This window comes from Ekhidna sp., from assembly GCF_039940915.1.
Taxonomy (GTDB): Bacteria; Bacteroidota; Bacteroidia; order Cytophagales; family Cyclobacteriaceae; genus Ekhidna.
Map to the genome: position 1 here is coordinate 977,337 of NZ_JBDVFO010000001.1, position 12,778 is coordinate 990,114.

The 12,778-nt window shown below is 39.5% G+C and carries 10 protein-coding genes; 2 read left to right on the forward strand and 8 right to left on the reverse strand.

Annotated elements, in window-relative coordinates; genetic code table 11:
• Nucleotides 1-10: 10 nt before the first annotated feature.
• On the reverse strand, nucleotides 11-2,392 hold the full coding sequence (locus ABJF57_RS04500; protein ID WP_462230792.1) for a 3-hydroxyacyl-CoA dehydrogenase/enoyl-CoA hydratase family protein: 2,382 nt from the start codon (nucleotides 2,390-2,392) through the stop codon (nucleotides 11-13).
• 27 nt (nucleotides 2,393-2,419) lie between these two features.
• A complete protein-coding gene (locus ABJF57_RS04505) occupies nucleotides 2,420-2,914 on the reverse strand; it encodes a MarR family winged helix-turn-helix transcriptional regulator (protein ID WP_462230790.1) in 495 nt (164 codons plus the stop codon).
• Nucleotides 2,915-3,005: 91 nt separating this feature from the next.
• Between ABJF57_RS04505 and ABJF57_RS04510 the strand changes: the two genes are divergently transcribed.
• Nucleotides 3,006-3,563, forward strand: coding sequence for a hypothetical protein (locus ABJF57_RS04510; RefSeq protein WP_462230788.1), 558 nt, complete (start codon nucleotides 3,006-3,008; stop codon nucleotides 3,561-3,563).
• A gap of 15 nt (nucleotides 3,564-3,578) precedes the next feature.
• Here the strand turns inward: ABJF57_RS04510 and ABJF57_RS04515 are convergent, their stop codons facing one another.
• Together ABJF57_RS04515 and ABJF57_RS04520 are read right to left on the reverse strand one after the other, a co-directional pair.
• Complete coding sequence (locus ABJF57_RS04515; protein WP_462230786.1) at nucleotides 3,579-4,187, reverse strand: DUF4136 domain-containing protein; 609 nt, start codon at nucleotides 4,185-4,187, stop codon at nucleotides 3,579-3,581.
• Between the two features lie 154 nt (nucleotides 4,188-4,341).
• The gene (locus ABJF57_RS04520; protein ID WP_462245101.1) at nucleotides 4,342-5,583 is read right to left on the reverse strand and encodes a cystathionine gamma-synthase family protein; all 1,242 of its coding nucleotides are present in this window, start codon (nucleotides 5,581-5,583) and stop codon (nucleotides 4,342-4,344) included.
• Between the two features lie 134 nt (nucleotides 5,584-5,717).
• Between ABJF57_RS04520 and ABJF57_RS04525 the strand changes: the two genes are divergently transcribed.
• Nucleotides 5,718-6,188 (forward strand): Lrp/AsnC family transcriptional regulator, encoded by a 471-nt coding sequence (locus ABJF57_RS04525; protein WP_462230782.1) that lies wholly within the window; start codon nucleotides 5,718-5,720, stop codon nucleotides 6,186-6,188.
• Here ABJF57_RS04525 and ABJF57_RS04530 read toward each other — a convergent pair.
• The 4 genes from ABJF57_RS04530 to mnmG form a co-directional block, all read right to left on the reverse strand.
• Entirely contained in the window at nucleotides 6,165-7,973 is a 1,809-nt protein-coding gene (locus ABJF57_RS04530; RefSeq protein WP_462236020.1) for a tetratricopeptide repeat protein, read from the reverse strand. The genes ABJF57_RS04525 and ABJF57_RS04530 overlap by 24 nt on opposite strands.
• Before the next feature lie 382 nt (nucleotides 7,974-8,355).
• A complete protein-coding gene (locus ABJF57_RS04535; protein WP_462230778.1) occupies nucleotides 8,356-10,032 on the reverse strand; it encodes an Ig-like domain-containing domain in 1,677 nt (558 codons plus the stop codon).
• On the reverse strand, nucleotides 10,029-10,898 hold the full coding sequence (locus ABJF57_RS04540; RefSeq protein WP_462230776.1) for a class I SAM-dependent methyltransferase: 870 nt from the start codon (nucleotides 10,896-10,898) through the stop codon (nucleotides 10,029-10,031). The genes ABJF57_RS04535 and ABJF57_RS04540 overlap by 4 nt, the downstream gene beginning before the upstream one ends.
• The gene (mnmG, locus tag ABJF57_RS04545; RefSeq protein ID WP_462230774.1) at nucleotides 10,898-12,763 is read right to left on the reverse strand and encodes a tRNA uridine-5-carboxymethylaminomethyl(34) synthesis enzyme MnmG; all 1,866 of its coding nucleotides are present in this window, start codon (nucleotides 12,761-12,763) and stop codon (nucleotides 10,898-10,900) included. The genes ABJF57_RS04540 and mnmG overlap by 1 nt, the downstream gene beginning before the upstream one ends.
• Nucleotides 12,764-12,778 lie beyond the last annotated feature (15 nt).

Genomic DNA, 12,778 nt, shown 5'->3' on the forward strand with positions numbered 1-12,778 from the left:
TTAACAAATCTTAGTTCCTTAATGGTTTACCCTTGAAAAGTATACTTTGAATTCTTTCCAAAGTCTTCGGTTCTCCACATAGACTCAAGAACGCTTCACGTTCAAGGTCCAACAGGTATTGCTCTGAAACCATAGCTGGAGCAGAAAGATCACCTCCGGACATTATCCAAGCTAGCTTCTGCGCAATTTTTTGGTCATGCTCTGAGATATAACTTCCATAGCGCATACCACTAATTCCCGCATGAAACATCGCAAGCGCCGCCTTTCCTTGCACTTTGATATTCTTCCGCTCTACTGGCTGTGTATAGCCTGCATCAGAAAGAGCGATTGCTTTTTCTTTTGCATCAGCCAAGAGCCTTGTTCTGTTCAAGGTGATTTCATCTCCTCCTCGCAAAATGTGCATCTTTCTTGCCTCAGAAGCTGAAGTGGCGACTTTCGCGGTAGCAATATTCATGAAGTATTCCTGGAGCGTATTAAACTCAGGGTCTCCTGGTGTAAAATCATCCGCTGCTCGCATGGTCAGCTCTTTTGTGCCTCCTCCACCGGGGATTAGACCAACTCCTACCTCTACCAGTCCAACATAGGATTCGGCGTGTGCTTGAATAGCATCGCAATGGAGCGACAATTCGCAGCCTCCTCCTAAAACAAGTCCTGAAGTTGCTGCCACCACTGGCACACTAGAGAACCTCGCTTTGGTCATGGTATTTTGAAATGTACGAATCATCAGGTCTATTTCATCAAATTCTTGATCGACCGCATACATAAACAGCATTGCCAAGTTGGCTCCCGCAGAGAAGTTCTGGCCTTCGTTTCCAATAACAACTCCTCTGTAATCTTTTTCAGCAATCGTGATGGCCGTATTTATTCCTTCGATCACATCGGCATCCACTGAATTCATCTTCGTATGAAATTCAAGATTCAAGACTCCATCTCCAATATCATAGATAGTAGCTCCTGGCTTCTCCCAAACAATATTGTTTTCCTTGAAAGCATCCAAGAATATGAGGCCTTCGGTTCCAGGAATAACTTTATAGGTCTTTGATGAGATGTCGTAATACATTTTCTTTCCTTTTTCATAAGAATAGAAACTCTCAAACCCTCCATCAATCATTTCTTGTACCCAAGGTGCTGGCTCGAAACCTGCTTCTTTCATTTGCGAAAGAATGTCTTTCAAGCCCATTGCTTCCCATGTTTCGAAAGGTCCAAGCTCCCATGCAAAACCCGCCGAAACTGCCTGGTCAATTCTAAAAAGCTCGTCCGCTATTTCCGGGATTCGGTATGTACAGTATTTGAAAAGATCAAAGAATGTCTTTCGATAGAAATCACCTTCTTCGCCTTTCAATGAAATAGCAATTTGCAATCGCTTTTTCAAGTCTTCCTCGTTCTTGGTTTTATCCAGAACATCCAGCTTTGATTTCTTTTTTTCCTCGTACTCGTAGGTCTTAAGATTTAGCTCCAATATCTGCTTCTTTCCACCTTCAACTACTTTTTTATAAAACCCCTGCTTCGTCTTGTCTCCAAGCCACTTTCTATCATGTAGTTCTTTTACTATGCTGGGTAATTGAAAACGATCTTTAGATTCGTCACTTGCCAAAGCAGCGTGCAAGTTGTTGGCAACATTGACGGTAGTATCTAATCCTACCAAATCAGAGGTTCGGAATGTTGCAGATTTTGCCCGACCAATAACTGGTCCCGTTAGCTTATCAATTTCACCTACCGAAAAATTTGTTTCGGATATTGCATGCATACCAGACATCATAGAGTAGACTCCTATTCTGTTGGCGATAAATGCTGGCGTATCCTTACACAGTACCGTTTCTTTTCCAAGGTATAGATCTCCGTAATTCATCAAAAAGTCTACTATTTCCGGATCCGTTTTTGGAGTAGGAATTATTTCAAGTAGTCTCAAATATCTTGGCGGGTTGAAAAAGTGGGTGCCACAGAAGTTTTTCTGAAAGTCTTCGCTTCTTCCATCCAGCATTAAATGGATTGGAATTCCCGATGTATTAGAGGTAATCAAGGTTCCCTCTTTACGCTCTTTTTCCACTTTTTCAAAAAGTGATTTTTTGATCTCCAGATTTTCTACAACTACTTCAATGATCCAATCAACATCTTTAATTTTGGTTAAATCATCATCAAAGTTTCCGGTCTCAATTAGTCTGGCTTTGGATTTATCATAAAGCGGTGAAGGGTTGGTCTTTATTGCTGTTTGCAATGCATCATTCACCAGTTTATTGCGGGCTGCTGGATTAGTTTTTTGCTTTTCATCTAAATCTCTTGGCACAATATCAAGCAATAGCACTTCTACTCCAATGTTGGCGAAGTGGCATGCTATTCTCGATCCCATAATTCCAGATCCCAAAACCGCTGCTTTCTTAATGGTTCGTTTCATGTTTCTAAACTGATTGATTATTTAAAATTATTGACTGTGTACTAATCCGTTGCTGGCAAATTCTTCTGAAATTTGCTCTGCTATTTTATCAAACAATGCCGGATCGTCTACGATTTCGTTTATCTGTTTTAAGACAGAAAAGAAGTCGTCAAGCTTTTCTTGCGGAATAAGCGTTTTAACTTTTGAATTGAATTCTCTTACTGCTCGTCTGGAAAGTTCTCTTTTTTCCTTTCCAATATCGCTCAGAAATATGCGAACGGAACGTCCATCTGTTGGGTCTTTCTCACGATATACCCAGTTTTTCTCCTCCATTGCTTTTAACATTCTCGTTAAACTGCGAGATTCCATTCCCAAAAGAGGTGCGATTTTAGTTGCTGGAGTTCCATGTTCAACATCTATATTTAAGAGGACAAACCCCGTAGAGGCTGTGATGTCATACTTCGCTCCGTACTGGTTGTACATTCGAGAAATACTGTGCCACAAGCCTTTTATGTTATAGTCGACCGTTTCTTCTCTTTTCATAGGCTTTGAAATACTGCGTCTTCAAATATAGTAAATGTTATGCATGCATACTATTTTTTCCTTCGTATGCTTTTAATCCTAGATTTGAAGTATGAACCATCACGATATTCCTGAAGACTTTTATTCCTTCGAAACCAATACGCTATTCGAACGATGCATCGAATGTGATAAGTATTTGCTTGATGAAGGTACAGAATACATCATCGAGAAAGCGGTAAAAAATTACGAAGGTTACCCGGCAAAAGATACTGTATTTGACTATGCAATATGCATGGATTGTGCTGAGCAAATGCGAAAGCAAATCTCGAAGGAATCCATGGAAAGCATGATGAGATATTTTCGGGATAATATGGATGTGATGACACGGCTGGAAATGCAGGAACAATCACCGGAAGAAAATCTAAAAAGCTGCATGATAAAGAGGATCGAGATCAGTAATTGCCGAGAGTATCAAATATACGCTCATTGCAAAGGTGGCAAATTAAACATGGAAAATCCACCGTACATGATCTCTGGTGAAGTGATGGAAGAGTTGCTTCCTCTTCTTTCGAATCAGACGATAGACGAGATGAATGGATTTATGAATAAACACTTCTCTCCAGATCCGTCTTTGATGGAGCCAACTCCGCCTCGGTTGATTTTAGTTTAAAAAGCCGTTGTGATATCAGCTAGCTTTTTCAAAGGCTAGTATTTTATACTCATCTAGAATTTGTATAACTGCTGATCTGATGACTCGATCGTTCTGCTCTTCGTCTTCTCCAAACACACCGGAGGCATAACCTTGCCAAATGGATTCGTTTTTTCTGCGATCAATAAAAGAGACTAAAACAGTTCCTTCGGCTAGTCTTAGATTTTTTTCATCATAATTTTCCTCTACCTGACCCTTTATCAGTTTCCTTTCATCTTCTTGACCCAGTGAATCTTCTTTAATCAAAACAGGCTGTCGTCTGAAGTTTTGACTTAACCACAATCGAAATTCAGGCTGGGCAAATCCGGTTAAGTTCATATCCTCAAAGTATACGGAGTAAATAATATAAAAATCTGGTCTTTTTTCCTTGTACTTATAACCCCAGGCCTGAAGAGTAGATGTAAGGCTTCTTTCAATTATTTCTCCATCCGCAATTTCTCCGGCAAAGCTCTGATTATCTACAAAACTGAATGTTCTATATCTATTGAATTTCCCACTATAGCTATAGTCAGAGTCTACCACGTAATCGTATGATTTGCACGAAAAAAGCACTACAGTAAGAATGAACAATGGCAACTTTTTCATAGGCTCAATTTTTTATGCTGAGAAGAAAAACAGCTCGCCTCCCAAGCATATTTAGGTGGCTATAGTCCTATAAGTTATAAAAAGTATTTCCAGTTAAAGATTTAATTGGAAGATTTAAGTCATTTATGTACTAAAATGTATTTGAACTTACATTTTAGATCTGCTCCAATGCTTGCTCAATGTCCCAAATCAGATCTTTTGAATTTTCCACACCTACTGACAACCTCACAAGATTATCTGTGATTCCATATTTCATTTTTTCTTCTGGGTCTACTCCTGCATGCGTCATGGAGGCGGGATGCTGAGCCAGCGACTCAGTGCTGCCAAGACTCACCGCCAGTTTGATCAACTTCAAGTTGTTCAAAAATTGAAAAGACTCACTTTCTCCTCCTTCCAAAATGATGGAAAGCATTGCCCCTGCTGAAGAGTACTGCTTTTTGAAAATTTCGTGCTGTCGAGTTCCAGATTTAATGGCTCCCAAATAGTGTATCGTCTTTACTTTTGGGTGATCCTTAATTGCTGTATATACATCAGCTGCATTTCTTGCTTGCTGTTCCATGCGTATTTTCAATGTTTCCAAACTTCTCAACAGCAACCAACCTGTCCATGGCCCTGCCATATTTCCGAGAAATGTTCGCATTCCCTTCACTTCTGCAATCAATTCTTTGCTTCCGAGACATGCTCCAGCTATTACATCGCTGTGCCCTCCAATATATTTTGTGGCAGAGTATAGCACTAAATCTGCTCCATGTTTAAGTGGGTGCTGCCAGATAGGTCCCATGTAAGTATTGTCAACGGCTACCAGTACTTTTTCTTCCTTAGAAAATTTATCCGCAATTGACCTGCACATATCCAAGTCGACCAAATGGTTCGTGGGGTTTGCTGGTGTTTCAACATAAATCATTTTCACGCTGGCGGAATGGCCACTATCTTGAATCATTTTCTCGATCTCCTCTTGAGATTGATCAGGGTCAAAACCTAGAACGTTAATTCCATATTTTGGTAGCACTTGCTTCACAAAGTGATCGGTACCTCCATATATAGGGTTGCTATGCACCAACAAATCTCCTGGTGATAAAAACTGTAAGAGTGCGGTGGTAATTGCTCCCATTCCACTTTCGAAAACTGCAGCATCCTCAGCTTTGTCCCAAAGTGTTAGGCGGTTTTCCAAAATTTCGAGATCAGGATTATTCAGACGGCTATAAATAAGACCTAATTCTTCCCCGTCTTCTTTTTCTCTAAGACCATAAGCCTGTTCAAAATAGGCTTTTCCTTCTTGGGCATTTTCAAAGACAAAAGTGGATGTCTGAAAGATGGGCGGTTTTATTGCTCCTTCTGATAAAGATGGCTTGAAGCCATAAGACATCATTAAACTTTCTGGGCTTAGGTTTTCCATAGTCGGTGTTTTCATCGAAAATGGATATTTAATCTATGTTTTGAAATAGAAGCAGAAAATAAATCTATTAATTTTCAAATTGATTACTTATTTTTCTTTTTTTAGACCAAAAAAAAGACTTCAATAGAATAAAAATGGATGCAACGGACCGAAAATTGATTTTACTTCTTCAGCAAGATGGAAAGCTTACAATGAAAGAGCTATCTGGAAAATTGGGATTAAGTATAACCCCAATTTATGAGCGACTAAGAAGACTGGAACGAGATGGATTAATTACGGGATATCATGCTTCTGTCGATCACAAAAAGGCAGGGTTTGGTTTCGTCGTATTTTCTTCGGTCACACTGGAATCTCACAAGGCTGAGTTTCTTTCCGAGTTTGAAACCGAGATTATCAAATTTTCCGAAGTAATGGAATGCTACCACTTGGCTGGTTCTTTTGATTTCTTGGTAAAAGTATTGGTGAAGGACATGGATGACTATGCCAGCTTTGTGAATAAGAAACTAGCGAAGTTGAATAATATCCGCCTGGTTCAAAGTATGATGGTATTAAAAAAGATCAAGCAAACAGCTGTTTTGCCCTTAATTGACGAAATCCCCTCGTAACTGGCGAAATCTTTTTCTAGCTTCAGCAACAAACATGCTTCCTGGATAATCAACCAGAAATTGTTGATACAGCGCTTTTGCTTGGTCTAAATCTTTCGCTTGTCTTTCAAAAATCTCAGCCTTTTTAAACGCTGCATCATCTGCCAAAATATCATACGAATAAGAAGTCAAAATCTGATCGAGGTATTCTATAGCTGCTTGTATGTTGCCTGATTCCAGTTCGAGTTTAGACTTCAGCCAGTAGACTTCATCAGTGATCGAATGATGATTATACTTATTCAGCATTTCGGTAAGTCGCTCGTTGGCTTCCGCTTTTTTATTTTGAAAAATTAGGAGTTCAATATTGGCAAATTCTTGCATCACCGCATCTGTGGTATCTAGTGCTGTATTGTCCGTAATGAGCATCCCAAGAGCAATCGCATCATTGGAAATTTCTCGCGTTGTATTGTTTTTCAAAATATCAAGATGGCCTTTTGCCAAAGCGAAGTTGCCAGAAAAATAATGTAACCGGGCATTCCTGAGTTTTGCATTATAACCAAGTTCATGGCTTTTGTATGCTTTTTCTACTTGCGAGTATAAAAGTGTGGCTTCCCAAGGTTCACCTCTAAGTAAATAGATGTCACCCAGATCAAGTTTACTCTGAGATATGAGTTGAATTCCGGCTCGTTGATTGCTGACCAGCTGATTCAAAAGTTGGGCTGCAAAGTCTATTTCGTCCAAATAGAATGCATGGAGGAGCGCTTTGCTTCGCAATGCTTCGAAAGCTGTTTGAGCCGGCTTAAGTTCTTCATAAAGTGACTGATATTGTTTTGCCAGTTCCCTTATTTCAAGCGGGTCAATCGGAAAGCTGTTTTTTATTTTTTGCTCTTTGGCCTGCATCCAAAATCTTCTTGCAAACTGATAATTTCGGGTTTGAGAATATTGCTTTGCGACATATTCGAAAATCTCTTCAGCATCATCATAAGCTCCATTATCTAATGCAATTCTTCCAATATCCATGCATCGATCTCCTGGCCTGTTATTTCTTTTATCGATGGCACGTGCTTGAATAAATGCACCGTAAAAATTTTTACGCTGAAGCTCTACCCATAAAAGAAGTTCGGCAAACTTCGTGTCTTCCGGGTTTTCCTGCATTTTTCTAATAAGCGTATTTTCAAGCTCTTCGAGTTCTTCTTCTTCCTGAATAAAACTTTGCAACAGATTTTTGATGTAACTGAGTCTATTTGGACTGTCGGAAGCATAATTCAAGTATTCTTCAATCATGGCAGGCTTGTCATTGACCATGCGATATATGGAGGCAAGTTCAAGCGCGTGTACGGAAGGATTATTTCTGATTTCTCTTGAATCTTGAAAAAAGAGAATAGCCTCATTATACAATTGCTCATTTGCAAGATATTGTGCAAGTATGCTTAACTGGAAAGGATTTGCTTTTGATTCTTTCCGGAGTTGTTTAATGTAACTATCCAGTTTCTCCTGATCTCCTGATTCACTATAAAGGCCGGCAAGACTTGATCTAAATTGAATATTTGATGCAAAGGTTTTAATCGACTTCAGTAAAAAACTTTCTGCTTGATCATATTCCGCCGTGGACTTAAGTAACGAAACATAGTTAGCGGCTATTAATTGGATGTTGTACGGATTTTCTGCAAGTTCTTCATATATCTGCTTCGCTTTCTCTAGATCACCTTGCAGAAAATATTCATTGGCGAGTTGAATTTGATCATGACTTTGAGCCAAAATCAAATGAACTGGAATGAGCATGTATAGTAGCAGCTTTTTTATCATAATCCGAGTAATGCACATATCTACATACCTAAATAAATAATATAAAGTTTAAATTAAAATCCTTTCCTATTATTAAGTCTGTGGATACGTGGATAAGATCTTTAGGTTTTAGTAGGAAAATAGGATTGTTTATAAGAAGGAAGATACCATTTTTAATTTAACAGGGTATCAACAATTAAATGGCTGAAAAAGAGCAAGTTGGTATTAAGTGTTGATAAGAATGAGCATGTTGATGTTATAATCTTTTTCTTCTTTATGTTATGGTAAGTTGTAGATAAGTAGGGCTTTATCAGACAAAGCGATCGAAGAAAAAAATAAGTTATAAGTATTGGAAGGTGTAGTTAAGGTTATCAACGTTTTTAGAGTAGTTATTCACAGTATTTTAAAAGGATAAGTTTAATTCGACTACCCAGTTTTCCCTAACGGAAGTTTTCTCATCTGGGATGAAAACCTCTTCTGGTTCTTCATTTTTAAGCAGGTTGCCGTGTGACCAGAAACCATCCTGATTACTATCAATCAATACCCGTATTTTGTATTCCCCGGCTTTTACGTTAGGAAAGGAAAAAACTTTCGCATTTGATTTTTGGTAAACGACTTGATCGTTTTTATTCAAGAGCTCAAACGTAAAGTGCGTTTCTTGGGTATCTAATGAAATCTTTAGCACACCTGTAGGTTTGGGGCCTGGTTTCTTTATGGGGATAGATTTTGCAGAGGATGTGTCATTTTCAATAGAAAGGAAAGCTCCATCTTCAGTGAAGATAGCAAGCGAGGGCACATTGGGCTGATTGGATGGTTTAGCTGTCGAATCTATAATCGTAGAATCTTCAATGATTAGTGTCGATAAAAGTGAGTCGATGATTAAGTCGGTGAGTTGTAAATGAATATCGATTCCTGTTCTAGTTTGATTCCATGAATGGTTGAACTCTGGAACAAAGTAAATGCTTGAGTCAGATTGAATCGAAATTTTTGTAGTGTCAAAATAGGCTATGGGTTTGGTGAAAGATAGTTGAAGGGTCTGTTGATTTCCAGTTTGTAAGTTTTGATTTTTTATGTTTTGTGAGAAAGTGGATGGTTTTCTGTTGGAGTCTACATACACGTATTTGATTGTATCTGAAATTTGGTTTCCTAAACTGTCTTGTGCTTGAATGTATGAAATGGTAGTGTCTCCGTATTGTATATTTTCTGGCTTGTACAATCTAATGATGTCATTGTTTTCTCCGACGATGTTGCTGTGAACGAAAGGATCTATGCTGTAATTGTTTACCGCTTTGTTAAACTTGATTTCAGCGTATCTTCCTACGGGTCGTGCGTTTATTAATGCAAGCGGTTTTACATTTTGAAGGAGACACCTTATGGTGCTTATTTCTGTTGCTGAATCCAAGTGTATATCTTCTTGCAGAAAACCATGAGATTCTTCGGCTGGATCAAGCAGATAATTGCCATTGTCATCATTGAAAGCAAGTATTTTGTATATACCTCTTTTGATGTAATTCATTTGAAACTTCCCTGAGTCGTTTGCTGTGGTAAAGTACATAGGCTTGTCTGCAAAGTAGTTCAAGGAGTCGGTCTTGGGATATAAGCCAACAACGTATCCTTTACCAGGCTCATGTGTTAGGAGCTCTTCTATGTTACCTTTAACAGACATACTGTCTATGGATGATCCTGTGCTAAATGCTATCGAAAGATTGATTGCTGGATTTTTTTCTGTGATATCTGATACTCCATCTGCAAAGTTGAAGTTGTAAGTTGTGGAATCTTGTAGACTGCCGTCTAGCTTGATGATTAGTTTGTTTCTTTTGGTTATGGACTTATAGTTTATGGACGTACTTGGAGTAATAATCAATTGCTGTTTGAGTTTCTCAGCAGTTATGTATTCCGAAAATTCTAATTCAATTGTGTTGCTCGTAAAGTTAGTTGTACCATTTAATGGAATGGATGAGATGAGTACGGGTGGGATGGTGTCTTTGGGACCACCTGTGGGAGCTCCAGGGTTGGCGCAGTTTTGAAAAGTAACGTCAATTGCTAACACAAATAGAATCGTGTAAATAAGTTGCTTCATTTTTGGAATATGTAGATGAGACTTGAATATTCTCCTGTGGACTTGGCTTTGTTATTTGACTTTAGTCCTGTAGTCAATGCATTAAGAATGCTTCCACCTTTGTACTTTTCGCTTAGCATGGAAACGTAGAAGGAATCAAACTTCATGGGTAGCGTTTCTTTTAGCGTGAGTTTGAATTTTTTTGCCAATTGCCTCATTGAATCCTGATCAAAGTGAGAGAGGTGTCTGGGCACGTCATAAGCCGCCCAGTATTCTTGGTAGTGCTGAGCATCCATTGAGCGATGGTTGGGAAGTGCCATAATGATGTGTCCTCCAGTTTTCAGCTTCTTGATTAGTTGTTTGATTGTGGTGTTTATATCCGCTACGTGTTCAATGACATGCCATGCAGTTATAATGTCAATTTCATCAGGACATTTAGCAATTGAGTCGAGGATGCAGGATGGGTTTTTAATATCTGCTAATTTTCGTGCTTGATCGTCGGGTTCATAGCCAAAAGCTTGCCAACCTTTTTTGCGTGCGGTTTGGACAAAATGACCGGTTCCACAGCCATAGTCAAGAACGGAGCCTTTGCGGTTAAGTATTCGATCAAGAATTGATACTTTCTGATTGAGCGTGTAGTTCCTTACTAGTTTATAGATTAAGTGTATTGGTGAGTTTGCCTTATCTGTGTGTGAGATGTATTCGTTGCTTTCGTAGTATTTCCCAAGACTAGCAGCAGCGGGTCTGGGGTTTGTGAAAACAAATCCGCATGAGGTACATTTCACGATTGCAAAGCTCTCCCCAGTGACTGAGTGATCGTCACAGATCATGTAGTTATCAAACTGCTTTTTTTTGCAGATAGGACATTCTTCTACTTTCTCGTACATTATCTACTGAGATATACCATTAATACTGAGACATCAGAAGGAGACACACCACTTATTCTGGATGCTTGTCCCAAGGTTTCTGGTTTGATTTTGTGAAGCTTCTCTTTAGCTTCTGCAGAAAGGGATGAGAGTTGGGAGTAGTCAAATGATTTCTTGATTTTGAGGTTTTCAAGGTTGCTCATTTTTTCTGAATTCTGCTGCTCTCTTTCGATATACGTCCTGTATTTTATTTGAATTTCTGTTTGCTCGATGACTTCTGGTGAATACTGATTTAGTGCTTTTTCAATTTCTCCTGAGAATATCTTGAAATCATAAATGGATATTTCTGGTCTCTTTAGTATTGTCGCCAGAGAGGACTTGTCTTTGATAGGAGCAGAAGACAGAGATGCCAATTCATTTTCTATGTCATTTGGTTTGAACTGAGTTTTGTTGAGTAGCTCAGATAGTTCTTCTGCTTGACTCTTCTTCTTATTCATTTGCTCTAACCTATCATCTGAGGCGAGGCCTATCGTGTGACTCAGTTCTGTCAACCTTAGATCAGCGTTGTCTTGACGGAGCAATAGTCTAAACTCGGCTCTGGATGTAAACATTCTGTAAGGCTCATCTGTCCCTTTGTTTATCAGATCGTCGATAAGGACACCAATGTATGCTTCATTTCTTTTGAGAATAAAAGCTTCATTATTATGAATTTTTTGATGTGCATTGATTCCTGCCATCATTCCTTGACAAGCAGCTTCTTCATACCCTGTGGTACCGTTGATCTGGCCTGCGAAATACAGGTTTTCTATTAAGTGGGTCTCAAGCGTGTTAGAAAGCTGAGTGGGAGGAAAGAAGTCGTACTCAATTGCATAGCCCGGCCGAAACATTTTTACCTTTTCGAATCCAGGTACTTTGGTTAGTGCTTTGTACTGAATGTTCTCTGGAAGAGAGGTTGAGAAACCATTGACATAAATTTCTACTGTATTCCAACCTTCGGGCTCTACGAATATTTGATGTCTGTCTCTTTCAGCGAACCTATTTATTTTATCTTCAATGGAAGGACAGTACCTTGGACCGAGACCTTGAATACGTCCTGTGAACATGGGTGATTGCTCAAATCCTGTTTGCAGGACTTCATGAACTTCCGGATTCGTATAAGTGATATGACAGCTTCTTTGTTGAGCGAGCGGTCTTGATGAGTCGAGGTAGGAAAACTTTCCTGGAATCTCATCACCTTCTTGCTCCTCCATTTTTGAGTAGTCTAATGATCGCCCATCTACTCTTGGTGGGGTTCCGGTTTTCATTCGCCCTGATTCAAAGCCTAGATCTACGAGCTGCTCTGTTATACCGGTAGCAGCTCTTTCTCCGGAGCGCCCTCCCCCAAACTGTTTTTCACCAATATGAATGAGGCCGTTAAGGAATGTTCCATTAGTGAGGATAACAGCCTTCGCCATAATCTCTAGACCTATTCCTGTTTTTACTCCTACGACACGTCCATCTTTGACAAGCAAGCCATTGACCATTTCTTGCCAGAAGTCAAGGTTTTGAATGCCTTCCAAGGATAGGCGCCACTCTTCTGCAAACCGCATTCTGTCGGATTGAGCTCTAGGGCTCCACATCGCAGGCCCCTTTGATCTATTCAGCATTCTGAATTGAATCATGGATTTATCTGTAACAACCCCTGAGTACCCGCCGAGTGCATCTATTTCTCTAATGATCTGCCCTTTCGCAATGCCTCCCATAGCAGGATTGCAAGACATATGAGCAATTGTATTCATGTTCATTGTCACCAGCAGAACACTGGAGCCCATGTTGGCTGCTGCGGCCGCAGCTTCACACCCTGCATGCCCTGCACCCACTACAATTATGTCGTATTCTTGAAGCATAAGTTTTATGTTTCA

Coding starts and splice junctions, on each gene's coding strand:
- ABJF57_RS04500 (WP_462230792.1), bottom strand. CDS start 2,392: ATGAAACGAACCATTAAGAAAGCAGCGGTTTTGGGATCTGGAATTATG.
- ABJF57_RS04505 (WP_462230790.1), bottom strand. CDS start 2,914: ATGAAAAGAGAAGAAACGGTCGACTATAACATAAAAGGCTTGTGGCAC.
- ABJF57_RS04510 (WP_462230788.1), top strand. CDS start 3,006: ATGAACCATCACGATATTCCTGAAGACTTTTATTCCTTCGAAACCAAT.
- ABJF57_RS04515 (WP_462230786.1), bottom strand. CDS start 4,187: ATGAAAAAGTTGCCATTGTTCATTCTTACTGTAGTGCTTTTTTCGTGC.
- ABJF57_RS04520 (WP_462245101.1), bottom strand. CDS start 5,583: ATGGAAAACCTAAGCCCAGAAAGTTTAATGATGTCTTATGGCTTCAAG.
- ABJF57_RS04525 (WP_462230782.1), top strand. CDS start 5,718: ATGGATGCAACGGACCGAAAATTGATTTTACTTCTTCAGCAAGATGGA.
- ABJF57_RS04530 (WP_462236020.1), bottom strand. CDS start 7,973: ATGATAAAAAAGCTGCTACTATACATGCTCATTCCAGTTCATTTGATT.
- ABJF57_RS04535 (WP_462230778.1), bottom strand. CDS start 10,032: ATGAAGCAACTTATTTACACGATTCTATTTGTGTTAGCAATTGACGTT.
- ABJF57_RS04540 (WP_462230776.1), bottom strand. CDS start 10,898: ATGTACGAGAAAGTAGAAGAATGTCCTATCTGCAAAAAAAAGCAGTTT.
- mnmG (WP_462230774.1), bottom strand. CDS start 12,763: ATGCTTCAAGAATACGACATAATTGTAGTGGGTGCAGGGCATGCAGGG.